Annotated in this window: 16 protein-coding genes and 1 pseudogene; 4 read left to right on the top strand and 13 right to left on the bottom strand. The window is 70.3% G+C overall.

Annotation, left to right across the window (positions count from 1 at the left end; genetic code table 11):
- Positions 1-54: 54 nt before the first annotated feature.
- Positions 55-756, bottom strand: a complete 702-nt coding sequence (locus ACYQ8Q_RS33310; RefSeq protein ID WP_460070265.1) for a ribonuclease HII — start codon at positions 754-756, stop codon at positions 55-57.
- 93 nt (positions 757-849) lie between these two features.
- Positions 850-1,473, bottom strand: coding sequence for a TetR/AcrR family transcriptional regulator (locus tag ACYQ8Q_RS33305; RefSeq protein ID WP_460070264.1), 624 nt, complete (start codon positions 1,471-1,473; stop codon positions 850-852).
- Between the two features lie 189 nt (positions 1,474-1,662).
- On the opposite strand from ACYQ8Q_RS33305, the gene ACYQ8Q_RS33300 reads away from it, so the two are divergent.
- The gene (locus ACYQ8Q_RS33300) at positions 1,663-3,210 is read left to right on the top strand and encodes an MFS transporter (protein WP_460070263.1); all 1,548 of its coding nucleotides are present in this window, start codon (positions 1,663-1,665) and stop codon (positions 3,208-3,210) included.
- Between the two features lie 303 nt (positions 3,211-3,513).
- Here the strand turns inward: ACYQ8Q_RS33300 and ACYQ8Q_RS33295 are convergent, their stop codons facing one another.
- The 3 genes from ACYQ8Q_RS33295 to ACYQ8Q_RS33285 all read right to left on the bottom strand — a co-directional run bounded on the left by ACYQ8Q_RS33295 (position 3,514) and on the right by ACYQ8Q_RS33285 (position 5,827).
- Complete coding sequence (locus ACYQ8Q_RS33295; RefSeq protein ID WP_460070261.1) at positions 3,514-4,419, bottom strand: ADP-ribosylglycohydrolase family protein; 906 nt, start codon at positions 4,417-4,419, stop codon at positions 3,514-3,516.
- Between the two features lie 12 nt (positions 4,420-4,431).
- Complete coding sequence (locus ACYQ8Q_RS33290; protein WP_460070259.1) at positions 4,432-5,091, bottom strand: histidine phosphatase family protein; 660 nt, start codon at positions 5,089-5,091, stop codon at positions 4,432-4,434.
- Between the two features lie 130 nt (positions 5,092-5,221).
- Positions 5,222-5,827 (bottom strand): YdbC family protein, encoded by a 606-nt coding sequence (locus tag ACYQ8Q_RS33285; protein ID WP_059202291.1) that lies wholly within the window; start codon positions 5,825-5,827, stop codon positions 5,222-5,224.
- Positions 5,828-5,980: 153 nt separating this feature from the next.
- On the opposite strand from ACYQ8Q_RS33285, the gene ACYQ8Q_RS33280 reads away from it, so the two are divergent.
- Positions 5,981-6,511, top strand: coding sequence for a TerD family protein (locus tag ACYQ8Q_RS33280; RefSeq protein ID WP_460070257.1), 531 nt, complete (start codon positions 5,981-5,983; stop codon positions 6,509-6,511).
- Between the two features lie 89 nt (positions 6,512-6,600).
- On the opposite strand, the gene ACYQ8Q_RS33275 is transcribed toward ACYQ8Q_RS33280, so the two are convergent.
- Both ACYQ8Q_RS33275 and nrdR read right to left on the bottom strand, forming a co-directional pair.
- Entirely contained in the window at positions 6,601-9,504 is a 2,904-nt protein-coding gene (locus tag ACYQ8Q_RS33275) for a vitamin B12-dependent ribonucleotide reductase (protein WP_460070254.1), read from the bottom strand.
- Positions 9,505-9,668: 164 nt separating this feature from the next.
- Entirely contained in the window at positions 9,669-10,238 is a 570-nt protein-coding gene (gene nrdR, locus ACYQ8Q_RS33270) for a transcriptional regulator NrdR (protein ID WP_460070252.1), read from the bottom strand.
- A 585-nt stretch (positions 10,239-10,823) separates the two neighbouring features.
- On the opposite strand from nrdR, the gene lexA reads away from it, so the two are divergent.
- The gene (lexA, locus tag ACYQ8Q_RS33265) at positions 10,824-11,603 is read left to right on the top strand and encodes a transcriptional repressor LexA (RefSeq protein WP_055635752.1); all 780 of its coding nucleotides are present in this window, start codon (positions 10,824-10,826) and stop codon (positions 11,601-11,603) included.
- 84 nt (positions 11,604-11,687) lie between these two features.
- Here lexA and ACYQ8Q_RS33260 read toward each other — a convergent pair whose 3' ends face one another.
- The 4 genes and pseudogenes from ACYQ8Q_RS33260 to ACYQ8Q_RS33245 form a co-directional block, all read right to left on the bottom strand.
- Complete coding sequence (locus ACYQ8Q_RS33260; RefSeq protein WP_460070250.1) at positions 11,688-13,670, bottom strand: ATP-dependent DNA helicase; 1,983 nt, start codon at positions 13,668-13,670, stop codon at positions 11,688-11,690.
- A gap of 238 nt (positions 13,671-13,908) precedes the next feature.
- Positions 13,909-14,472, bottom strand: a pseudogene (locus ACYQ8Q_RS33255) (GNAT family N-acetyltransferase); the annotation flags it as partial.
- A 126-nt stretch (positions 14,473-14,598) separates the two neighbouring features.
- A complete protein-coding gene (locus tag ACYQ8Q_RS33250; RefSeq protein WP_460070248.1) occupies positions 14,599-16,518 on the bottom strand; it encodes an IucA/IucC family protein in 1,920 nt (639 codons plus the stop codon).
- A 362-nt stretch (positions 16,519-16,880) separates the two neighbouring features.
- Complete coding sequence (locus ACYQ8Q_RS33245; RefSeq protein WP_460073600.1) at positions 16,881-18,440, bottom strand: diaminobutyrate--2-oxoglutarate transaminase family protein; 1,560 nt, start codon at positions 18,438-18,440, stop codon at positions 16,881-16,883.
- 404 nt (positions 18,441-18,844) lie between these two features.
- Between ACYQ8Q_RS33245 and ACYQ8Q_RS33240 the strand changes: the two genes are divergently transcribed.
- Entirely contained in the window at positions 18,845-20,065 is a 1,221-nt protein-coding gene (locus ACYQ8Q_RS33240) for a trypsin-like serine peptidase (RefSeq protein ID WP_460070246.1), read from the top strand.
- Positions 20,066-20,157: 92 nt separating this feature from the next.
- On the opposite strand, the gene hflX is transcribed toward ACYQ8Q_RS33240, so the two are convergent.
- Both hflX and ACYQ8Q_RS33230 read right to left on the bottom strand, forming a co-directional pair.
- Positions 20,158-21,651, bottom strand: a complete 1,494-nt coding sequence (gene hflX / locus ACYQ8Q_RS33235; RefSeq protein WP_460070244.1) for a GTPase HflX — start codon at positions 21,649-21,651, stop codon at positions 20,158-20,160.
- Positions 21,652-21,833: 182 nt separating this feature from the next.
- Entirely contained in the window at positions 21,834-23,414 is a 1,581-nt protein-coding gene (locus tag ACYQ8Q_RS33230) for a M1 family metallopeptidase (RefSeq protein WP_460070243.1), read from the bottom strand.
- Positions 23,415-23,500: the final 86 nt, after the last annotated feature.

The raw sequence follows: 23,500 nt of genomic DNA, 5'->3' as shown, positions 1-23,500 counted from the left end.
CAAACGTTGGTGCGGCTCGCGCCAGTGGGTGGCACATCAGTGCGAGCGGAATCGTCAGAAGTCGAAGCCGAGCTGACCCTCGATCTCCGGAACGCTTCCGTCCGCCCAGCTGCGGGCCTTCTTGAGGTGCCGCCACTGGGGCAGCGCATCAAGATACGCCCACGACAACCGGTGGTACGGGGTGGGGCCCCGCTCCTCCAGTGCGGCCTTGTGCACGGGCGACGGATACCCGGCATTGTCCGCAAAACCGAAGTGTGCATGCTCGACACCCAGTTCGGCCATCATTTTGTCGCGCTGAACCTTGGCGATCACCGAGGCCGCCGCGACCGCCACGCACGAACGGTCGCCCTTGATGACCGTGCGGACCCGCCACGGGGCTCCGAGGTAGTCGTGCTTGCCGTCGAGGATCACCGCGTCGGGCCGGACCGGCAGCTCCTCCAGCGCCCGCCCGGCCGCGAGCCGCAGCGCCGCCGTCATCCCCAGGTCGTCGATCTCCTCCGGGGAGGCGTGCCCCAGGGCGTAGGAGGTCACCCAGGTCCGCAGCACCTCGGCCAGCTCGGTGCGCCGTTTGAGGGTGAGCAGCTTGGAGTCGGTGAGACCAGCGGGCGGGCGACGCAGTCCGGTGACCGCCGCGCAGACGGTGACGGGGCCGGCCCAGGCTCCGCGGCCCACCTCGTCGACACCGGCAATGACCTTCGCTCCGGTCGTTGCGCGGAGGGAGCGCTCGACGGTGTGGGTGGGTGGTTCGTACGGCATGGCGCCCTTAGCGTACGCCGCCGAGATCCTCTCGCGACACCCCGGTTCACCACGACCGCCCGCCCGCCCTCGACAGACCCGTCCACACCGCGCTCAGGAGGCGTCCGGACGCAGCAGCGGAAGCATGAGCCGGTCGATCATCTCTTCGAGTTCCTGATCGCTCCATTCACTTCCGCACACCTTGGATCGGTACATCATCATGGCCGGAATGGCATCGAAGACATAGCCGTTCGCAGCCTCCGCCCCCACCTCACCCCGCTCGATCCCCCGGGTGATGACCTCGTGCAGCATCCCGACGGCCGGCTCCACGACCCCTTGGAGAATCAGTCCGCGAAACCGTTCCGACTGCACCGGATCGCATTCGTGAATGATCGCACGCAGCGCGAATCCCGGTCGCGAGAACATCGCGTCCCGTGCCGTCCGGCACAGCGCCACCAGGTCCTCGCGCACACTCCCGAGGTCGGGCGCCGCATCCAGCCGGGGCAGCTCGGCGCTCAGCGCGTCCGCGACGAGGTCCTCCTTGGACGGCCAGCGACGGTAGACGGCCGCCTTTCCGGTCTGGGCCCCGGCGGCGACCCCCTCCATCGTGAGGCCGTTCCAGCCGACGGTGCCGAGTTGCTCCAGCGCGGCATCGAGAATCGCGCGTTCGAGCACGGCGCCACGCCGGCGAGGGGAAGCCGTACGGGCGGGTGCGGCCGTCCAGCGCGAAGTAACCATCCGAGTGTCTCCAGGCGAGCAGAGGGGGCGGGGAGTTCGAAAGCGGTGCGGGGTGCGGCCGCGGCGACAACGGGGGACGTGCCGACGGGCACCCCGAAAGTGAACGCTTGCGTTCACTAGTGGGGACTCACTACCGTGGACTCGAGAGTGAACGCCAGCGTTCACTAAGGCAGTTGTGGGGGACCCATAGTGACAACCTCTCAGTTGATTCAGGACCAGAAACCGGGTGCGGCCCGCCGGGAGGGGCACCCCGGCATCGCGCTCACCGTCATCGCGGCCTGCCAACTCATGGTGGTACTCGACGCGACGATTGTGAACATCGCACTCCCGCACATTCAAGACGCGCTCAAGTTCAGCACCACCGACCTCACCTGGGTCGTCAGCGCCTACACACTCACCTTCGGCGGTCTGCTCCTGCTCGGCGCCCGAGCAGGAGACATCCTCGGCCGACGCCGGGTCTTCATGACCGGGATCCTGCTCTTCACCTTCGCCTCGCTGCTCGGCGGGCTGGCGCAGGAACCCTGGCAGTTGCTGGCGGCGCGAGCCCTCCAGGGGATGGGAGGCGCCATAGCCTCGCCCACCGCGCTGGCGCTCATCACCACCACGTTTCCCGAAGGCCCGGAACGCAACCGGGCCTTCGGTGTCTTCGCCGCCGTCTCCGCGGGCGGCGGAGCCATGGGCCTGCTCGCGGGCGGCATGCTCACCGAGTGGCTGGACTGGCGCTGGGTGCTCTTCGTCAACGTGCCCATCGGCGTGCTGATCGCCTCCCTCGCGCCGCTCTACATCAACGAGTCGGAGCGGCACCCGGGGCGCTTCGACATCGCGGGCGCCGTGACCTCGACGGCCGGTATGGCCTCCCTGGTCTACGCGTTCATCCGGGCCGCCGGGGAGGGCTGGCGGGACGGTCTGACGCTCGCGGCCTTCGGTGCCGCGCTGGTCCTGCTGCTGGCCTTCGTGCTCACCGAGATGCGGGCCAAGGAGCCGATCACTCCGCTGAAGATGTTCGCCGACCGCAACCGGTCCGGCACCTACCTGATCATGCTGAGCCTGGCCGCGGCGATGTTCGGCATGTTCTTCTACATCGTCCTCTTCGTGCAGAACGTGCTCGGCTACAGCCCGATCAGCGCCGGACTCGCCTTCCTGCCCATCACAGCCGCGATCGCGGTCGGAGCGGGTCTGTCCCAGCGCTTCCTGCCCACCCTGGGTCCCAAGCCGTTCATGCTGGCCGGGGCCACGCTGGTCGTGACCGGGCTCTCCTGGCTGACGTTCATCAGCCCCGACAGCTCCTACGTGAGCGGAGTGCTCGGCCCCATGCTGGTGTTCGGCTTCGGTATGGGCCTGAACTTCGTGACCGCGACGGTCACCGCGGTCTCCGGCGTCGCCCCGCACGAAGCCGGCGCCGCGTCCGGACTGCTCAATGCCACCCAGCAGGTGGGAGGTTCGCTCGGGCTGGCCATCCTCACCACGGTCTTCGGCTCGGCCAGCAAGGACGAGGCGGAGAAGCAGCTGCCGGGCTTCCTCGCCGACGGAACGGCCGAGCAGAAGGCCGAGTTCGCCAAGACGCATCAGCTGCCCGCTCCCTGGGGACACGAGGTCCTCGCCCACGGCATCTCCACCGCCTTCGTCCCGGCCGCCGCGATAGCCTCCTTGGCCCTGATCACGGCCTGGTTCGTGATCAAGGTCCGCAAGAGCGATCTGGACGCCCTGTCCGGGACGGCGGGGCCCATGGCGGGGTGAAGTGCGCGGACGGCGCGGAGCCGCCCCGAGCGCGACCCGCAGGGGCGGCGCCACGGCGATCCGCAACGCACCGACGGCCCGCGACACCGCACCCGCCACCAGTGCGAACACGACGAACCACATGACCACCACCCCCTGAACGACCGCTCCCCGTCACCCGCCGACGCCTTCACACATCGCACGGCGGATGACCGGACAACGACCGGCCGGTCACGCAGAGTTCCCGACGGACACGCAGAGTTTCGCTCCCAACCGGAGAACCGGAGAACCGGAGAACCGGACCGGAGAATCCGGGACGACCCGTCAGACGGGCGTGGCGACCCACCCCGGCAGCGCCTCCACCTGTTCCGCCCAGGCGGCCGGAGGTGTGCCGGTCTTCCCGGCGGCCAGCACACCGCCCACGATGGCGCAGGTGGTGTCGACGTCCCCGCCGACCTGCGCGGTCGTCCAGAACGCCGTTTCGTAGTCACCGAGGGCGCGCGCGGCCGACCAGAGGGCGAAGGGAACGGTGTCATGGGCGGACGTACGCCGTCCGCAGCCCAGCACGGCCGCGACCGTACCCGCGTCGCCGTAGTCGAGCATGTCCCTGGCGCGCCGCAGACCGGCGCCGACTGCGCTCTTGGGCACCAGGGCGATGACACCGTCCAGCAGCGCCCCGGGGCGGGGCGGACCACCGGGCGCGCCGACCAGCGCGGCGGCCGCGGCGACGGCCATGGCGCCGACCACGGCCTCCCGGTGCTGATGCGTGGGATAGGAGGAGATCTCGGCCTGATGGGTGGCCTGCTCGGGGTCGTCCGCGTACCAGGCGCCCAGCGGGGCGATCCGCATCGCGGCGCCGTTGCCCCAGGAGCCCTGCCCCTGGAACAGGGCCGCCGACAGTTCGCGCCAGTCGGCGCCCTCACGGACCAGCCGCAGCAGGCGGTTGACCGCGGGGCCGTAGCCTCGGTCGAAGTCGTGGTGCTCTGCGAAGGAGCGGGCCAGGGCGTCCTGGTCGATCCGGTGGTGGGAGGCCAGGACGGCCACCACCGAACAGGCCATCTCGGTGTCGTCGGTCCATTGCCAGGGGCCGGGCGGCAGGGCTCGGTCCTTCAGCAGCGGGTAGTTCGCGGGCACGAAGAACTGTGACCCGAGTGCATCACCCACCGCGAGTCCGCGCAGACTGGCGAGGGCGCGCTCCAGGCGCCCGTCGGGAGAGGAGTCAGCGGTCATCGCCCTGCCACTCTATCCGGTGACCCCGTAGGGCTCAGGATCTCGCCACCGGTCGAAGGGCCGGTCAAGGGTGTACTTGCCGTCGTCCCCGAGGACGAGCATGCGCATCTCGGCGTTCCCCGGATTGGCCAGCGACTCGAATTCGGCGACCGTCCAGTGGAACCAGCGCATGCAGAACAGCCGCATGGCGAGGCCGTGGGTCACGATGAGCACGTTCGGCGGATGGTCCGGGGCCTCGAAACTGCGGAACAGGCTCTCCAGGAAGCCGCCGACCCGGTCGTACACATCGGCTCCGCTCTCGCCCTGCGCGAAACGGTAGAAGAAGTGCCCGTAGGCGTCCCGGTAGGCCTTCTGGAGCCGTACGTCGTCACGGTCCTGCCAGTTCCCCCAGTCCTGCTCGCGCAGCCGGGGCTCCTCCCGAACCCGGATCCGGTCGGGATCGAGATGGAAGGCCTGGAGGGTCTCGTGGGTACGGCGGTAGGGGGAGACGTACACGCTGACCGGCTCGTCGCCGAGCACCTCCCGGAGCCTTTTGCCGGTCTCCTCCGCCTGTCGCCGGCCCCGTTCCGTGAGGGCCAGCGCGTGGTCGGGTTCACGCTCGTAGACGGTGTCATCAACATTGCCCGTTGATTCCCCGTGCCGGACAAGGACGATGCGCCGTGGTCGTGCCATGCCAAAACCCTAGATCGGGATGCGCCAGATCGAATACTCGTACGGCGCCCATACGGCGTAGGTCACATGGATCGAGCACCATGAGCCACAGGAGCGCACACCTTCCACCACAAGCGGTCAGGACCAGCGCTCATACGGTCCAGGTCGTCTCCAGTTCGATGATGTCACCGGTGAGGGCGGCGATGTCCGCCTCCGTCTGGGCGCGCAGCGCGAGCCGCTCCACGCGTTCGGTGCGGTACTTCCCGTGCTCGGCTTCGGAACGCCACATCGACAGGACCATGAACTCATGGCCGGGCGCCTCGGCGAACAGCCCGCGGATCATGCCGGGCGAGCCGGCCATGGCCGGGTTCCACACCTTCTCCTGCATGAGGGTGAAGTGTTCGGCACGCTCCTCGTGGACCCTGCACAGGGCCACGCGCAGCAGGTCGGAGTCGGTGAAGCGGGGCTCGAAGCCGGTCTTCACGTCGAAGCGGTGGTCGAACAGCCGCACCTGGGCGTCCTTGAACGTGCCGGCCTGGGCCGCGGCCAGCCGGTCGTGGGAACGCGCCATGAAGGAGTCGTAGAAGGCACGGCTCTCCCAGAAGGCGAAGACATGCGCGACGGAGGGCCGGCTCCTGCTCCAGCCCCCGCCCTGTCCCCGAAATCCCGGCTCCCCCAGAAGCCCCGCCCACTTTCGCTGCCCCCGTTCGAAACCGCGGCGGTCCACCACGGTGCAGCGAATCCACTTGACCAGCACCGCGCCATGGTAAGGCCACAGGGCGTGGCGTCGGTCACTCTCTGGCGCAGAGCAGCCATGCCGTGGGCCACGTGCGCGTGGCAGGATGGACAACCGGCCCTGGTGATCGGGCAGTTCGGGGTGAGGTCAGACGGTGAACGGGGAGGGAAGTCCGTGAGCGGCATCAACAAGGGGATCCGCAAGATCGAGATGGCGCTGAAGTGGGACCCGAGTCCGGCGGGGCAGGCGGCCACCGATCTGGACATCGTCGCGGCGACGTACCTCGCGAGCGATCCGTCCGGGGCGCCCGCCTATGTGGTGCACTTCGACAGCCGCTCTCCGGACGGCACGATCTATCTCAACCGGGACAGCAAGGACGGCAAGGGTTTCGGCTGGGACGAGGTCATGACGCTGGAGCTCGAGCGGCTGGACGCGCGGTACACGCGCGTGGTGGTCGGCGTCGTCATCCAGCAGCATCATGCGCACCGCACCTTCGTCAGCGTCCTCAATCCCGCCTTCCGCATACGGGAGGGCTACACGGTCCTGGACGAGGACGAGTTCGGTGACGTGCTCGGCGCGACGGCGGCGACGGTCGGGGAGTTCGTGCGCGAGCCCGGCGGCTGGACGTTCCACCGGGGCGTCCAGGGATTCGAGGACGACCCGGCGACGTTCACCAGGGTCATGGGCCAGATACGACACTCCTGATCCCGTCACGAGAACACCGAGGGCGGTGGAGCCGAGGACCGGCTCCACCGCCCTTGCCAGATCACGGAGACCTGGCGGCACGGCGGGGATCAGCTGCAGCCGCTGGTCGAGCCGCAGCCCTCGCAGATGTAGCAGGAACCGGCCCGCTGCATCTTCGTACCGCAGGAGAAGCAGAGCGGGGCGTCGGCCTGGATGCCCAGCTGCATCTCCACCAGTTCGGCGCTGGTGTGGGCCTGCTTCGGGGCGGGCTTGACCACCTCGGCGGCCGCCTTCGGGGCGGCGACGGCCTTCAGGTCCGTCTGACGCGGGGCCGACTGGGCCAGACCCTCGACGTCGACGTCCTCCTCGGCCGGCTCGTACGAACCGGTCTCCAGGTGACGCTGGCGCTCCTCGGCGGAGTGGATGCCGAGCGCGGAGCGCGTCTCGAAGGGCAGGAAGTCGAGCGCCAGGCGGCGGAAGATGTAGTCGACGATCGACTGCGCCATCCGCACGTCCGGGTCGTCCGTCATACCGGCCGGCTCGAAGCGCATGTTGGTGAACTTCGAGACGTAGGTCTCGAGCGGCACGCCGTACTGCAGGCCCACCGAGACGGCGATGGAGAAGGCGTCCATCATGCCGGCGAGGGTCGAACCCTGCTTGGACATCTTCAGGAAGACCTCACCAAGGCCGTCGTCGGGGTAGGAGTTGGCCGTCATGTAGCCCTCGGCGCCACCGACCGTGAAGGAGGTGGTGATGCCGGGACGGCCCTTGGGGAGCCGCTTGCGGACCGGGCGGTACTCGACGACCTTCTCGACCGCGGTACGGATCGCGTCCTCGGCCTTCTCGGTGATCTCGGCCGTCTCCTGCTCCTTGGTGTCCTTCGTCTTCGCGGAGAGGGGCTGGCCGACCTTGCAGTTGTCGCGGTAGATCGCGAGCGCCTTGACGCCGAGCTTCCAGGCCTCGAAGTAGATCTCCTCGACCTCCTCGACGGTCGCCGTCTCCGGCATGTTGACCGTCTTGGAGATGGCGCCGGAGATCCAGGGCTGGATCGCGGCCATCATCCGGACGTGGCCCATCGGGGAGATGGCGCGCTCGCCCATGGCGCAGTCGAACACCTCGTAGTGCTCCTGCTTGAGACCGGGGGCGTCGATCACATTGCCGTTCTCGGCGATGTGGGCGACGATCGCCTCGATCTGCTCCTCCTGGTAGCCCAGGCGGCGCAGGGCCTGCGGGACGGTGCCGTTGACGATCTGCATCGAGCCGCCGCCGACCAGCTTCTTGAACTTGACCAGGGCGAGGTCGGGCTCGACACCGGTGGTGTCGCAGGACATCGCGAGGCCGATGGTGCCGGTCGGGGCGAGCACGGACGCCTGGGAGTTACGGAAACCGTTCTTCTCGCCGAGACGCAGGACGTCCTGCCAGGCCTCCGTGGCGGCGGCCCAGACGGGGGTGTCGAGGTCGTCCATGCGGACGGACGTGCCGTTGGCGTCGGCGTGCTGCTTCATGACGCGGTTGTGGGCGTCGGCGTTGCGGGCGTAGCCGTCGTACGGGCCGACGACCGAGGCCAGTTCGGCGGAGCGGCGGTAGGCCGTGCCGGTCATCAGGGAGGTGATGGCACCGGCGAGGGCGCGGCCGCCGTCGGAGTCGTACGCGTGGCCGGTGGCCATCAGCAGGGCGCCGAGGTTGGCGTAGCCGATGCCGAGCTGGCGGAACGCGCGCGTGTTCTCGCCGATCTTCTGGGTGGGGAAGTCGGCGAAGCAGATGGAGATGTCCATCGCGGTGATGACGAGCTCGACGACCTTCTGGAAGCGCTCGGCCTCGAAGGACTGGGTGCCCTTGCCGTCGTCCTTGAGGAACTTCATCAGGTTCAGCGAGGCGAGGTTGCAGGACGTGTTGTCCAGGTGCATGTACTCGCTGCACGGGTTCGACGCGGTGATCCGGCCGGACTCGGGGCAGGTGTGCCAGTTGTTGATGACACCGTCGTACTGGATGCCGGGGTCGGCGCAGGCCCAGGCGGCCTCGGCGATCCTGCGGAAGAGCGCCTTGGCGTCGACCTCCTCGATGACCTCGCCGGTCATCCGGGCGCGCAGGCCGAACTTGCCGCCCTGCTCGACGGCCTGCATGAACTCGTCGTTCACCCGGACCGAGTTGTTGGCGTTCTGGTACTGGACGGACGTGATGTCGTCGCCGCCCAGGTCCATGTCGAAGCCCGCGTCGCGCAGGACGCGGATCTTCTCCTCTTCCTTGACCTTGGTCTCGATGAAGTCCTCGATGTCCGGGTGGTCCACGTCGAGGACGACCATCTTGGCGGCGCGGCGGGTGGCGCCGCCGGACTTGATGGTGCCGGCGGAGGCGTCGGCGCCGCGCATGAAGGAGACCGGGCCGGAGGCGTTGCCGCCGGAGGACAGCAGCTCCTTGGAGGAGCGGATGCGGGAGAGGTTCAGGCCGGCGCCGGAGCCGCCCTTGAAGATCATGCCCTCTTCCTTGTACCAGTCGAGGATCGACTCCATGGAGTCGTCGACGGCCAGGATGAAGCAGGCGGAGACCTGCTGGGGCTGCGGGGTGCCGACGTTGAACCAGACGGGGCTGTTGAAGCTGAAGATCTGGTGCAGCAGGGCGTAGGCCAGCTCGTGCTCGAAGATCTCGACGTCGGCGGCCGAGGCGAAGTACCTGTGGTCCTCGCCGGCCTTCGAGTACGTCTTCACGATGCGGTCGATCAGCTGCTTGAGGCTGACCTCGCGCTGCGGGGTGCCGACGGCACCGCGGAAGTACTTGCTGGTGACGATGTTGACCGCGTTCACCGACCAGAAGTCGGGGAACTCGACGCCACGCTGCTCGAAGTTGACCGAGCCGTCGCGCCAGTTGGTCATGACGACGTCACGACGCTCCCAGACCACCTCGTCGTACGGGTGCACGCCGGGGGTGGTGTGGATGCGCTCGATACGCAGGCCCTTGGTGGTCTTCGCGCCCTTCGCGCGGGACCCTCGTGCCGGACCGCTCGCCGTCTCTGTCATGCCGCCTCCCTGTACAGGCAAAAACGCCCTGAAATGCCACGATGTTCCCGTGGCACGGTGTGGTGTCTGGTGCTGCGGACGTCGATGCGCCTGGTCCGCAGCAAGTCTTGGTCCGCCGCCGCCCGACCGGATCCGGGGTCTCCGCCCGGTTCCGGTCCGCCGGGTCAGTCGGCGGCGTGGGCGGGCTCGGGGACCCGCGTGGTCCCTCCGTGCCCGCCGTGGTCCTCCTGGCCCCCCATGACAGCGTCCGGGTCGTCTTCGCGGTCGTCTTCGTCCGCGCCCGGGCGCCCCGTCTGGTCCCTGAGTTCCGCGATCGCGGCCTCGAAGTCCTCGAGCGAGTCGAAGGCCCGGTAGACGGAGGCGAACCGCAGGTAGGCGACAAGGTCGAGTTCCTGCAACGGGCCGAGTATGGCCAGTCCCACGTCGTGGGTGGTCAGCTCGGCGCTTCCGGTGGCCCGCACCGCCTCCTCGACCCGCTGGCCGAGCTGGGCGAGCGCGTCCTCGGTGACGGGCCGTCCCTGACATGCCTTGCGCACGCCGTTGATGACCTTGGTGCGGCTGAACGGCTCGGTGACTCCCGACCGCTTCACCACCATGAGCGAGCACGTCTCCACGGTCGTGAAACGACGGGAGCAGTCAGGACACTGGCGGCGCCTGCGGATGGACGTGCCGTCGTCCGTCGTACGGCTGTCGACGACACGGCTGTCGGGGTGCCTGCAGAAGGGGCAGTGCATGAAGTCCCAACCCTCCTCACAGCAGACTCAATAGCCTCGCCGGGCCTCATGGGCCCCTCGAAGCAGCCCCAAGCATAGGCGATCCATGCGGATGCGAAGACCAGGGGCACCACAACTTGTGGGCCGTTGATGACATCCAAGCACTAGATATGGGGCTTGGCCCATTCACCCAGGCCGTATCGCGTGTCGCGATCGAAGCGCTCACCCCGCGCGTTCCCGCCGTCACGGCGAGCACCCGAAAACGGCCCCTACGCGCGCGTGTACAACCATGTCCGCGCGGCCGGTACGGCGATATCGTGGGCGCCGCACGGAGGACCCGTGGGGCTCTCGCGCATCAGCGGGAGCGGCGCGCCGACTGCCGGAAACCCGATGGCAGACTGGGGCCGCACCACCCAGGGGGCGCCCCCGGCGGTGAAGAGTACAACAACGGACCCTTCCGTCCGCCGGTCATCACGTTGGCTATACACCCAGACACATGATCAAGTCAGGCTATCCACGCTTTTTCACTCGAACGTGTGTTTGGCGCAACCTTTCGAAAGCTACTACCGTTGTGCAGCAGGGAGACAATCGAGAGGGGCCGACGACGTGACCACCACCGCAGACAGCGCCACCATCACCGCCCAGGACCGCTCCCAGGGCCGACTCGAGCCGGTGCATGCGATGAACGAAGCCGTGAACCCGGAGGGGCACAAGCGCTCCCTGCCGGGCCGACCTCCAGGCATCCGGGCGGACAGCTCGGGTCTGACCGACCGGCAGCGCCGGGTGATCGAGGTCATCCGTGACTCCGTACAGCGGCGCGGCTACCCGCCGTCCATGCGGGAGATCGGCCAGGCCGTCGGCCTGTCCAGCACGTCCTCGGTGGCCCACCAGCTGATGGCACTGGAGCGCAAGGGCTTCCTGCGCCGCGACCCGCACCGCCCACGCGCGTACGAGGTTCGCGGCTCCGACCAGGCCGTCTCGGTGCAGCCCACGGACACCGCAGGCAAGCCCGCCGCGTCGTACGTCCCCCTGGTGGGCCGGATCGCCGCCGGTGGCCCGATCCTCGCCGAGGAGTCCGTCGAGGACGTGTTCCCGCTTCCGCGGCAGCTCGTCGGCGACGGTGAGCTGTTCGTGCTGAAGGTCGTCGGCGACTCCATGATCGAAGCCGCGATCTGCGACGGCGACTGGGTCACCGTCCGGCGTCAGCCCGTCGCCGAGAACGGCGACATCGTGGCAGCCATGCTCGACGGTGAGGCCACCGTGAAGCGCTTCAAGCGCGAGGACGGCCATGTGTGGCTGCTCCCGCACAACGCCGCGTACGAGCCGATCCCCGGCGACGACGCGACCATCCTCGGCAAGGTGGTGGCGGTCCTCCGCCGCGTCTGAGCACGGCGGGCGGCCTCACCTCCTCCGCCCCCTCGACTGGGCCCCGGGATCCCTGCGCCGGTTCCGGGGCCCTGTGCTGTGCCCCTACGCCTGGCGGGTCTCGGTCTGCCGTGCCGTCGCGTCGATCGCCGCGAGCGACTTCCGCACCTGGTTGCGGTCCGTGGTGTACCAGAAGTCCGGCAGGGAGGCCTTGAGGTAGCTCCCGTAGCGGGCCGTCGCCAGTCGCTGATCCAGTACGGCGACCACGCCCCGGTCCCCCGACGCGCGGACCAGACGGCCGGCGCCCTGGGCCATCAGCAGCGCCGCGTGCGTGGCGGCCACGGCCATGAAGCCGTTGCCTCCGGCGTCCTCCACCGCCTTCTGGCGGGCGCTCATCAGCGGGTCGTCCGGACGCGGGAACGGGATCTTGTCCATGACCACGAGCTGACAGCTCGCCCCGGGCACATCGACGCCCTGCCAGAGCGACAGCGTCCCGAAGAGACATGTCCTCGGATCCGCCGAGAAGTTCTTGATCAGCTCGCCCAGGGTCTCCTCGCCCTGGAGCAGGATCGGGAACTCCGGGATCCGGCCGCGCAGTTCCTCGGCCGCGAGCTGCGCGGCGCGCATGGAGGAGAAGAGGCCGAGCGTCCGCCCGCCGGCCGCCTGGATCAGTTCGGTCAGCTCGTCCAGCATGTCCGCGCGGTCGCCGTCGCGAGCGGGGCGCGACAGATGCTTGGCGACGTACAGGATGCCCTGCTTGCGGTAGTCGAAGGGGGACCCCACGTCGATCCCCTTCCACGGGGGAAGGTCGTCTCCCTCGGTGCCCTCCGGGGCCAGCCCCAGGGAGGCGCCCACGCCGTTGAAGTCCCCGCCGAGCTTCAGCGTCGCCGAGGCCAGGGTCACGGAGCGGTCGGCGAAGAGCTTCTCCCGCAGCAGGCCCGACACGGACATCGGGGCGACCCGCAGGGAGGCGCCGAAGCGGTCGTGCCGTTCGTACCAGACGACGTCGTACTCGGAGCCGCCCACGATCCGCTCCGCCACGTCGTGCACGCTCTCCACGGAGGCGAGTGCCTGCTTGCGGACCGCGTCCTCGTCCTGGACGGACTTGTCACGGGTGGCGCCGATGGCGGAGATGACGGTGCGCGCGGCGTCCCGCAGGGCCATGAGGGCGTAGGTGAGGTCCTCCGGGATCTCCTCCAGGCGGCCCGGCAGGGCCAGCTCCATCAGGCGCTCGAAGCCCTCGGCGGCGGTCTGGAGCTGATCGGCCGCCTTCTCGTTGACCAGCTTCGCCGCCCGGCGCACGGCCCGGTTGACCTGGCCCGGGGTGAGTTCGCCGGTGGCGACGCCGGTGACCCTCGACACCAGCTCGTGCGCCTCGTCGACGATCAGCACCTCGTGCTGCGGCAGGACCGGGGCGCCTTCGATGGCGTCGATGGCCAGCAGCGCGTGGTTGGTGACGACGACCTCGGCCAGCTTGGCGCGCTCGCGGGCCATCTCCGCGAAGCACTCGGCGCCGTACGCGCACTTGGTCGCGCCGAGGCATTCCCTTGAGGACACCGACACCTGGGCCCAGGCCCGGTCGGACACACCGGGGGTGAGGTCGTCCCGGTCGCCGGACTCGGTCTCGTCCGACCAGTCCCGCAGCCGCAGCAGGTCCTGACCCAGCTTGCTGCTGGGCGCGGCCGCCTCGAACTGGTCGAAGAGTCCCTCCTCCTCGTCCTGCGGGACCCCCTCGTGCAGCCGGTGCAGGCACAGGTAGTTGGAGCGGCCCTTCAGCATCGCGAACTCGGGGCGCCTGCGCAGCAGCGGGTGCAGCGCGTCGACCGTGCGCGGCAGGTCACGCTCCACCAGCTGGCGCTGCAGGGCCAGGGTGGCGGTCGCGACCACGACCCGCTCCCCGTGCGCGAGCGCGGGCACCAGGTAGCCCAGCGACTTGCCGGTGCCGGTGCCGGCCTGGACCAGCAGGTGGGATCCGTCGTCGATCGCCTCCGCGACGGCTTCGGCCATGGTCACCTGGCCGGGGCGCTCCGTACCGCCGACTGCGGCGACAGCGGCATGGAGGAGTTCGGGGAGTGAGGGCTTCGTCATAGCGCGACCACCCTACGGCTCGGCACTGACAAACGGGTGATCGCGCAGGTGGCCGACGGTGACGGCGGTGAGGGAGTCGGTGAGGGGTTCAAGGTGTGGGGCTTCTCGGATTCGGGGCCGGGGGAAGGGCCTGCGGACATCGACGGGCGGGAGAAAAAATTCTCGGAGATTCTCGGGACGGGCGGGAACCGGCTGGAATCCCGAACCGTTGCACGGGTGACGGATCGATTACGGACAGTCACAGAACCTCTCGGAGGTGCCTGTCCCTGACCATGAGGCCGGCCCGCTTCGCGGGCAGCTCGACCTCGGCGCAGAAGCGGAAACCGGCACGAAGGAAGGCGGCGATGGAGGGGGTGTTGCGAAGATCGGGTTCAGCGACGACGCGTGAGCAGGCAGGCCTGCTGTCGAGTACGAGATCGACGACGGCCCTCAGCAGCAGTCCGCCGAGTCCTCGCCCGCGGGCGTCCGGGCCTCCGATGAGGAGATGGATGCCGGTGTCGTGAGGTCGGGCCGGGTAGTGGCGGGCCAGCGGGTCGAGATCGGCCCGGTAGATCTCCCAGTAGCTCATGGGTGTGCCCTCCAGCAGGCCGAGGCACGGGACGCTGTGGCCGTCGGCGAGTTGGCGGCGAAGGTGCCGTTCGGTCACGGTCCGGGGTCCCGCCAGCTCCCAGAAGGCCGCGACCGCGGGCTCGTTCATCCACCGGCCGATGCGGGGCAGGTCCCGGTCGACCTGTACGGGGTCCAGGCGGAAGGCGCCCGCGGGTGTGGGGGTGGGGCCCCAGCCGGCCGGGCGGTCGAGCAGAGCTGTGGGTGCGGTGCCGGAGACGGTGTGGGGGCCGACGGTGGGCAAGGCGGGGCTCCTCTCACCAGGTGAGTCGGGACGGGTTCCTCAGGGACGAAGGGGGTCGGCTTCGCGTATGCGGACGGTTCAGGAGTGCAGGGGGTTGGCGATGGTGACGTACACGGACTGGGTGTCCACGGGCCCGATGAGTTCGTCCATGCCGTGCAGCCGGGTCAGCAGATTGGCCTTGCAGCGCAGCACGGGTGAGTCGAGGAGACGGGCCGGCAGCGAGCTGCGCGACCGGTCGGGGCCGCAGGCCGCGGTGGTGAGGAAGCGGCGGAAGGCGGCGAGCAGCAGATGTTCGCCGGCGAGACGCTGTGAGCCGAAGGCTCCGACGAGCCCGAGGACGTTGTTGATACCCAGGTAGTAGGCGAAGCGCTCGTCGGTGACGGCGTCGGGGACGAAGGTGTCGCTGTGCTCGCCGATACCGGGCAGCCGGGCTTCGAGTTCCGCGCGGCGGGAGTCTCGGAAGTAGTAGCCCTGGTTGTCGCGGTACCGGCCGCCCGTGGGCCAGCCGTCGGGGTCCAGCAGGAGGAGCGTGTTCTGCTGGTGGGCCTCCAGGGCGATGCCCGCTTCCCCGTCGAGCCAGAGCACCGGGCGCACGACGTGCTCCAGATAGCGCAGGAACCACTCGACGGCGACGGCGGCGAGCGGGCGCCCGGTTCGTGCGGCGAGACGGGTGACGACCTCGGCCAGCCGGGAGCTCTGCACGGGATTCGTGTCCGTGACCGGGGCCGTGCTCCCGGCGGCGCGCGGGTACGGCCTGGGCGAGACCAGGCCCGCGACACAGGAGACGTCGTCCGTAGCGGTGAAGGGGTTGTGGCGGATCACCACGTCGAGCCCCGGCACCGGATGGCCGTCCGTCCCGTCGACGGCGAGCCAGGCCGGGTCGCGGACGATGTCGAAACCCGGGTGGGCCGCCTGCCACTGCCGGGACAGGCCGGCTCGCAGCAGGCGGTGGACTTCGACACCGCGGTGGAGTTCCTTGCGCAGGTTCTCCCGACGGGAGTTGGTGATGTGCAGACCGAGCGACAGTTTGAGCATCGCCGGGGCGCCGGACCGGTGGACGGTGCGTACGGAGGAGGTGGGATGCCAGGAGACGCCGAGCGGGCCGAGGTCCCGGAGCAGCCCGGTTGCGAACAGGGCGGCGACATCGGGGCGGTGGCCGACCGTGTGCCGTTGCCAGGGGTGCATCGGCAGGAGGACATGGCCGTCGGGCAGCGTGCGGCGGACGGGCAATGGCAGTCCGGCGTCGGCGAGTCGGGACGTCAGCCGGTCCGCGGGGACGGTACGGCCGCTCTCCGTCCAGGCGGAGTCGGCGGCCAGCGCGGAGGGAGCGACAGACAGCCAGTGGAGAGGGAAGGAGCCGCGCAACTCGGGTGAGTACAGCCGTGCCTCCGCCTCGGAGAGGCCTTCGCGGCTCTTCGGAGTGGGGTGCAGGGGGTGTCCGAGGAGCAGGGCCTGTTCGGCGGCGAGGAACAGGTCGGGACCGTCGACGGGGTGCTTCCGTCGCTCGCGGATGAAGTCCGTCGTACGGCGGACGGAGTCGGCGACGCGGGCCACCAGGGCGACTTGGTCGAGGGCGTGGTCGGCCGGCCCGGGTGCGGCGGGCGCCTCGGTCGGCCGGGGCAGAGCGGGTGTCCCGGGCGGTCCGATCGGCTCGGGAACATCGGGTGCCTCGGCTCGTGACGGCGTCTCAGGCCTCTCAGCAGGCTCAGGCCTCTCAGCAGTCTCAGGCGTCTCGCGGGAGAGCAGCGCGGCGAGTGTGACGGCGTCCACGGCTGGGGCCTGTTCGGGGGCGTCCGCCAGCCGTGGGAGGCCGAAGCGGTGCCAGCCGGTCGGGGACCAGTGGTGGACGGGGGTGAGGAGGGCGGTCCCGCTGGCGGGGAGCGGCACTCGGAGGGTGCCGTCGACGGGGGCGGGCAGACCTGCCTCGCGCACCCAGCAGCGCAGCAGGCTCTCCACGGCTGCCGCCTGGGCGGCGGTGTGCGGGTCGGGGTGATCCAAGGGGTCGGACGGGTGGGGCCCCCGAGCGGGAGTGGCCTGGCGCTGCTGGGGAGGGACGGACCCGGTCGGGGTGACGTGCGGCGACGGAACGAAGGAGGTGGACGCCGGTGAGGTGGACGCCGGTGAGGTGGAAACGGCGGAGGCGGGACCGGAAGGGCGGGAGGGCTCAGGGGAGTCGTTCAAGGGTGTTCCTCATCGGGTGGGGCCGGTGCGGTCGGCGGCATGACGGACCGGAACGGGGGTGGGGACGCGGCGGCGTGGAGTGGCCCGTCGGTGTCCGTCTCCTGGGCAGGACGGGAGAGGGGCCGGGCGGCGCCCGGCGCCGCCGCGGCGGCCTCTACACACGGCCCGCCGAGCCCGGGTCACCTCGTGCGGCCGGCACGGCCGTAGGGCTCCGGATCCTGGCTGGGCTGCCGACTCGGCTCGTTGGGCTGGTGCTCGTCGCGCTGGTGCTTGCGGTGGGCGTGGCCGTGGGCCGCCGCCTCGATCGCGTCGGCCAGCCGGTCGAGTACGGCCGTGGCCTGTTCGTCGGTGATCGTCAGGGGCGGAAGCAGACGTACGACGCTTGCGTGGCGGCCGCCCAGTTCGATGATCAAGCCGCGGCGCAGGCACTCGCGCCGTACGGCGACGGCCAGTTCGGGGGCGGCGGGGTGGGGCCCCCGAACGGGGCTGGCGTCCGGGGCACCGCGGCCGGTGTCCACCGCGGCTCCGCTCCCTCGCCTCGACGTCTCCGGACCCGACGCCTCCCGACCCCACGCGCACCGTCCCGGCCCTTGCCCGTTCTCCCTCTCTCGTTCCTCCCTGTCTTCCTCCTCCCTGTCTCCCTCCTTGCCCTCCTTGCCCTCCGGGTCGACGAGTTCGACCCCGATCATCAGTCCGCGCCCGCGTACGTCGCCGATGCACGGGAAGTCCGCGGCGAGGGACCGGAGTCGGCCCAGCAGGTGGGCTCCGAGGGTGGCCGCGCGTTCGGCGAGGCGGTTCTCGCGGACGTGGGCGAGGGTGGCCGTACCGGCGGCCATGGCGAGCTGGTTGCCGCGGAAGGTGCCCGCGTGGGCGCCCGGTTCCCAGACGTCGAGGTCGTCGCGGTAGACGACGACGGCCAGGGGCAGGCTGCCGCCGATGGCCTTGGAGAGGACCATCACATCGGGGGTGATCCCGCTGTGTTCCACCGCCCAGAAGGCGCCGGTGCGGCCGACGCCCGTCTGGACCTCGTCGGCGATGAGGGGAATGGAGCGGTCGGCGGTGATCTGCCGCATGCGCCGCATCCAGGTGTCCGGCGCGGGAATCACACCGCCCTCGCCCTGGACGGGTTCGAGGATCATCCCGGCGGGGCGCCGGACCCCGGACTTGGGGTCGTCGAGGACGGACTCGGTCCAGTGCGCGGCGAGTTCGGCGCCGCGATCGCCGCCGACGCCGAACGGGCAGCGGTAGTCCTGCGGATAGGGCAGGCGGGCCACGCGGACGTCGAAGGCGCCGCCGGAGGCTTCGAGGGATCCGGTGGTCATGCCGTGGTAGGCGCCGGTGAAGGCGAGGACGCCCGTGCGGCCGGTGGCGGCGCGGACCAGGGTGAGCGCGGCCTCCACGGCGTCCGTGCCGGCCGGCCCGCAGAACTGCACGCGGGCGCGGTCGGCGAGACCGGGCGGCAGGGTGCGGAAGAGCTCGGTGATGAAGGCGTCCTTGACCGGGGTGGCGAGGTCGAGGACATGCAGGGGCGCGCCGGAGTCGAGGACCTTGCGGATGGCCTCCAGGACGACGGGATGGTTGTGGCCGAGCGCGAGGGTGCCGGCGCCGGAGAGGCAGTCGAGGTAGCGGCGGCCGTCGGCGCCCTCGATGGTCATTCCCCGGGCGCGTACCGGCACGATGGGCAGGGCGCGCGCATAGGTGCGCGCCGCGGACTCGCGGGCCGACTGACGCCGCAGGATCCCTTCGTGCGCGGGTCGCCGGCCGGCCTGGCCGACGGGGGACGTTCCGGCGGGCGATGTTCCGGTGGGCGATGTTCCGGTGGATCGTCCCGGAGGGACCTCCTCGGGCACTGGCTCGATCACGGCTCCCTGTCCTCCCGCGGTCCGGCGGGCCGCGCGTGGGCAGCGGACCCCCCACCGCTACCAACCCCGGTCGGCTGTCCTGGTTACGGGTTGCCTCAAGATCCTTGCCGTGACGGAACCGTTGCCCTCCTGTCGGGAGTCCCCCACAGCGAACGCATATCGTGTGGGGGCATTGCACAGGGCCGTGAGACCCGGCTGAACTCCGTGTGGGAACACGCTGAGTTCCGCCCGGCGGGAGCGGCCACAGCTTCAAGTTCGTTGACAGCAGGGGGAGTCAGACCATGCGATCGATACGGCCGTCGTTCACCGCGCGTCGGGGGAGGACCGCGCGCCGCAGAACCTCCCCCGTGCTCGGTGCCGTCGCCCTCGCCTCGGTGCTCGCGCTCACCGCGACCGCCTGCGGCTCGGGCGACACCAACGCCGACGGCAAGGCCACCGCGTCGGCCACGGCGGGCGGCGACGGAAAGATCACGATTCCGGACGACATCAAGGACCGGCTCAAGGAGCACGGGATCGATCTGGACAAGTGGAAGAACGGCGCATGGAAGAACTGGGACCGGGACGACTGGCTGCGTGAGGCCCAGGACTACATCAACCCGATCATCAAGGGCCTGTGGGACCCGGACCGGATGCGGGAGGCCGAGGACCCGGACCGAGGTGTCGACGACAACGACCTCTCCGGCGACCAGGGGGTGACCGACCCGACGCCCGAGCCGGTGGACGCGAAGGCCGTGCCGACGGCGTACCACGCCAACGCCCCGGAGGCGGGCAAGGTGTTCTTCGACTCCCCCGAGGGCACGATGGTCTGCTCGGCGACGGTCGTGAAGGACCCGGCCCACCCGGGCAAGTCCAACCTGGTGTGGACGGCGGGCCACTGTGTGCACGCGGGCAAGAAGGGCGGCTGGTACCGCAACATCGCGTTCGTGCCGTCGTACAACGACAAGGGTCTGTCCGCGGAGCAGCTCCAGACGGCCACCAAGGAGCAGGCCGCTCCCTACGGTGTCTGGTGGGGTGACTGGGTGAAGACCTCGGACCAGTGGATCGCGCAGGGCGGGGAGACGGGCGGTGACGGCGCGCCGTACGACTTCGCCGTGATCCATGTGACGCCGGAGGCGGGCGGTTCCGGCAAGTCGCTGGAGGAGACGGTCGGTTCGGCGCTGCCGGTGGACTTCGACGCTCCTGCGGTGCCGAAGGTGGACAGCATCACCGCGACGGGCTATCCGGCCGCGGCGCCGTTCGACGGGCAGAAGCTCTACCAGTGCCAGGACAAGCCGGGGCGGCTGTCGTTCAGCGAGTCGGACCCGACGATGTACCGGATCGGCTGCACGATGACCGGTGGTTCGTCCGGCGGCGGCTGGGTGGCGACGGGGTCGGACGGCAAGCCGGCGCTGGTGTCCAACACCTCGGTCGGCCCGGTGAGTTCGGGCTGGCTCGCGGGGCCGCGACTGGGTGAGGTGGCCAAGGGTGTGTACGACTCGGTGAGCGACAAGTTCGCCAAGTGAACGGCGAGTGCGCCGGGTAGGGGCGCACCGCGGACCAGGCCACGCACGAAGGCCCGCCCCCTGGGACAAGGGGGCGGGCCTTCGTGCGTGGGTCAGGCGAGGGGGGCCGGGACGTAGGGTGCGAGGTCCGCGGCCAGTTCCTCGTGCACCCGCGCCTTGAGGAGCGTGCCGTCCGCCGTGTGTTCCGCGGAGATCACCTCGCCCTCGGTGTGGGCGCGGGCGACGAGCTTGCCGTGGGTGTACGGCACCAGCGCCTCGATCTCGACCGAGGGCCGCGGCAGCTCGTTGTCGATGAGCGCGAGCAGTTCCTCGATGCCCTGGCCGGTGCGGGCCGAGACGGCGATGGAGCGCTTCTCGATCCGCATCAGCCGCTGAAGGGTCAGCGGGTCGGCCGCGTCCGCCTTGTTGATCACGACGATCTCGGGCACCTGGGTGGCGCCGACATCGTGGACCACCTCGCGCACGGCGGCCAGCTGCTCCTCCGGGTTGGGGTGCGAGCCGTCGACCACGTGCAGGATCAGGTCGGACTCGCCGACCTCCTCCATGGTGGAGCGGAAGGCCTCGACCAGGTGGTGCGGCAGATGCCGTACAAAACCGACCGTGTCGGCCAGCGTGTACAGGCGGCCGCTCGGGGTCTCGGCCCGGCGCACGGTCGGGTCGAGGGTGGCGAACAGCGCGTTCTCGACGAGGACGCCCGCGCCGGTGAGGCGGTTGAGCAGGGAGGACTTGCCGGCGTTGGTGTAGCCCGCGATGGCGACCGAGGGCACCTTGTGGCGCTTGCGCTCCTGGCGCTTGATCTCGCGGCCGGTCTTCATCTCCGCGATCTCCCGGCGCATCTTCGCCATCTTCTCGCGGATCCGCCGCCGGTCCGTCTCGATCTTGGTCTCACCGGGACCACGGGTGGCGAGGCCGCCGCCCTTGCCGCCGCCCATCTGACGGGACAGCGACTGACCCCAGCCGCGCAGTCGCGGCAGCATGTACTGCATCTGCGCCAGCGCGACCTGTGCCTTGCCCTCTCGGGACTTGGCGTGCTGGGCGAAGATGTCGAGGATCAGGGCCGTACGGTCGATGACCTTGACCTTGACGACGTCTTCCAGGGCGATGAGCTGGCCCGGGCTGAGCTCACCGTCGCAGATGACGGTGTCGGCGCCGGACTCGACGACGATGTCGCGCAGCTCCATGGCCTTGCCGGAACCGATGAAGGTGGCCGCGTCGGGCTTGTCACGGCGCTGGATCACGCCGTCGAGCACCAGCGCGCCCGCGGTCTCCGCGAGGGCGGCGAGCTCCGCGAGGGAGTTGTCCGCGTCCTGCGCGGTCCCCGAGGTCCAGACGCCGACGAGGACGACCCGCTCCAGACGGAGCTGTCGGTACTCGACCTCGGTGACGTCCTCGAGTTCGGTGGAGAGGCCCGCGACGCGGCGCAGGGCCGCACGCTCGGAGCGGTCGAACTGGTCGCCGTCCCGCTCTCCGTCGATCTCGTGGCTCCAGGCGACGTCCTCTTCCATCAGGGCATCGGCCCGAAGACCTTCGGGGTAGGCGTGCGCGAAGCGCTTCGTGTCCTGGGAAGGGGAAGAAGAGGAGGTCATTGGGTCCTTACGTCGTGGGGATACCGATGTCGGCGGGGTTCACCGTCCATGGTGCACAACGCACGAGCACCCCGGGAGATTCCCGCGCCTCGTGCCCCGTGCCGCGCCGACCTGACGATGGTCGCACGGTACGCCCCGTCTCGTCACGGCCTTATTCCGGGGTCCAGGGGGCCCAAGGGCACCTAGGGAGTCCTGGTCGCCCTGCGGGCCGGGCCGGCCTGCGGGGCCGGAGAGGTCCGGGCGCCCTCCTCCCCCGCCGCCGTCGGCTTCCAGTCCGGGTGACCGGGCATCGGCGGGGTCTTCTCCCCGTACAGCCAGGCCTGGAAGAAGGCGCCGAGGTCGCGTCCGGAGACCTCCTCGGCGAGCCGGCGGAAGTCCGCCGTGCCCGCGGTGGAGTCCTTGTGGTCGCGCACCCAGTCCCGCTCGACCTGCTCGAACGCCTTCTGGCCGATCTCCTGGCGCAGGGCGTACAGGACGAGGGCGGCCCCGTCGTACACGTTCGGACGGAAGATGCTGATCTTCTCGCCGGGGTCGGGCGCCTTGGGGAGCGCAGGGGGGCCGCCGGCGGCGCGCCAGCGGTCGGACGCGCCGTACGCCGCCTTCATGCGCTCCTGGAGGGTGTAGCCGCCCTTCTCCTGGGCGTAGAGGGTCTCGTACCAGGTGGCGTGGCCCTCGTTGAGCCAGAGGTCGGACCAGGTGCGCGGGCTGACGCTGTCGCCGAACCACTGGTGGGACAGCTCGTGCACCATGATCGACTCGATGTACCACTTGGGGTAGCCGGGCTCGGTGAAGAGGTCCTTCTCGAACAGGGACAGGGTCTGGGTCTCCAGCTCGAAGCCGGTGTCGGCCTGGGCCATGAGCACGCCGTAGGTCTCGAAGGGGTAGGGCCCGACCTTCTTCTCCATCCAGGTGATCTGGTCGGGGGTCTTCTTCAGCCACGGTTCGAGGGCCTCGCGGTCCTTCGTGGGCACGACGTCGCGGACGGGCAGCCCGTGCGGTCCGTCGCGGTGCAGGACGGTGGAGCGGCCGATGGACACCTGGGCGAGCTCGGTGGCCATCGGGTGCTGGGTGCGGTAGGTCCAGGTGGTCGTCCCGCCGGACCGGTCCGCGCCGGTCGGCAGCCCGTTGGCGACGGCCGTGTAGTCGTCGGGGGCGGTGATCCGGATGGTGAACATCGCCTTGTCGGAGGGATGGTCGTTGCACGGGAACACCAGGTGGGCGACGTCTGCCTGGTTGGCCATGGCGAGGCCGTCGGCGGTGCGCACCCAGCCGCCGTCCCGCCCGTCGGCGCCCACCGGGTCGCTGGTGTGCCGCACGGTGATGCGGGTCCAGCTGCCCGGCAGCAGCGCGTCCTCGGGGGTGACCACCAGATCGTCGCCGGCGCTCTCGAAGGTCGCGGGCCGGCCGTCGACCTCGACCGACTCGACGTCGCCGTGCGCGAAGTCGAGGTTGATCCGGTCCAGGCCCGCGGTGGTCCAGGCGTCGATGGTGGTGACCGCCTGGAGCGGCTTGCCGTTGGAACCGGAGTAGGTGAAGGAGAGGTCGTACGACGCCACGTCGTAGCCCGGGTTGCCGAGGTACGGGAAGAGGCGGTCGCCGACGCCGAGCGGTGCCGCAGGGGCGCTCGCGGCGACGAGGCAGACGGACACGGCCGAGGCGAGCAGCGCGGACTTCAGCCGGCGGGCGGCGGCGGTACGGGGGCGGGCGGGCCGGGGGCGCGGGGCCGAGGAGCGCAGGGCCGAGGAGCGGGGGGTGAGCAGCATGCACCACCGCTACCAGCGCGCACCTGCCGTACGGCGGCGACGCGCGCCCTTCCCACCCGATCGGGTTGCGCACGCGCGCGTGCCGG

This window comes from Streptomyces sp. YKOK-I1, from assembly GCF_054660435.1.
This window is presented reverse-complemented; position numbering and strand designations above follow the sequence as displayed.

Excerpts from the sequence above, each read along its gene's own strand:
- ACYQ8Q_RS33260 (WP_460070250.1), bottom strand. The coding sequence starts at position 13,670 with ATGACGAAGCCCTCACTCCCCGAACTCCTCCATGCCGCTGTCGCCGCA.
- ACYQ8Q_RS33240 (WP_460070246.1), top strand. The coding sequence starts at position 18,845 with ATGCGATCGATACGGCCGTCGTTCACCGCGCGTCGGGGGAGGACCGCG.
- ACYQ8Q_RS33290 (WP_460070259.1), bottom strand. The coding sequence starts at position 5,091 with ATGGCACGACCACGGCGCATCGTCCTTGTCCGGCACGGGGAATCAACG.
- ACYQ8Q_RS33230 (WP_460070243.1), bottom strand. The coding sequence starts at position 23,414 with ATGCTGCTCACCCCCCGCTCCTCGGCCCTGCGCTCCTCGGCCCCGCGC.
- ACYQ8Q_RS33310 (WP_460070265.1), bottom strand. The coding sequence starts at position 756 with ATGCCGTACGAACCACCCACCCACACCGTCGAGCGCTCCCTCCGCGCA.
- ACYQ8Q_RS33275 (WP_460070254.1), bottom strand. The coding sequence starts at position 9,504 with ATGACAGAGACGGCGAGCGGTCCGGCACGAGGGTCCCGCGCGAAGGGC.
- ACYQ8Q_RS33295 (WP_460070261.1), bottom strand. The coding sequence starts at position 4,419 with ATGACCGCTGACTCCTCTCCCGACGGGCGCCTGGAGCGCGCCCTCGCC.
- nrdR (WP_460070252.1), bottom strand. The coding sequence starts at position 10,238 with ATGCACTGCCCCTTCTGCAGGCACCCCGACAGCCGTGTCGTCGACAGC.
- ACYQ8Q_RS33305 (WP_460070264.1), bottom strand. The coding sequence starts at position 1,473 with ATGGTTACTTCGCGCTGGACGGCCGCACCCGCCCGTACGGCTTCCCCT.
- hflX (WP_460070244.1), bottom strand. The coding sequence starts at position 21,651 with ATGACCTCCTCTTCTTCCCCTTCCCAGGACACGAAGCGCTTCGCGCAC.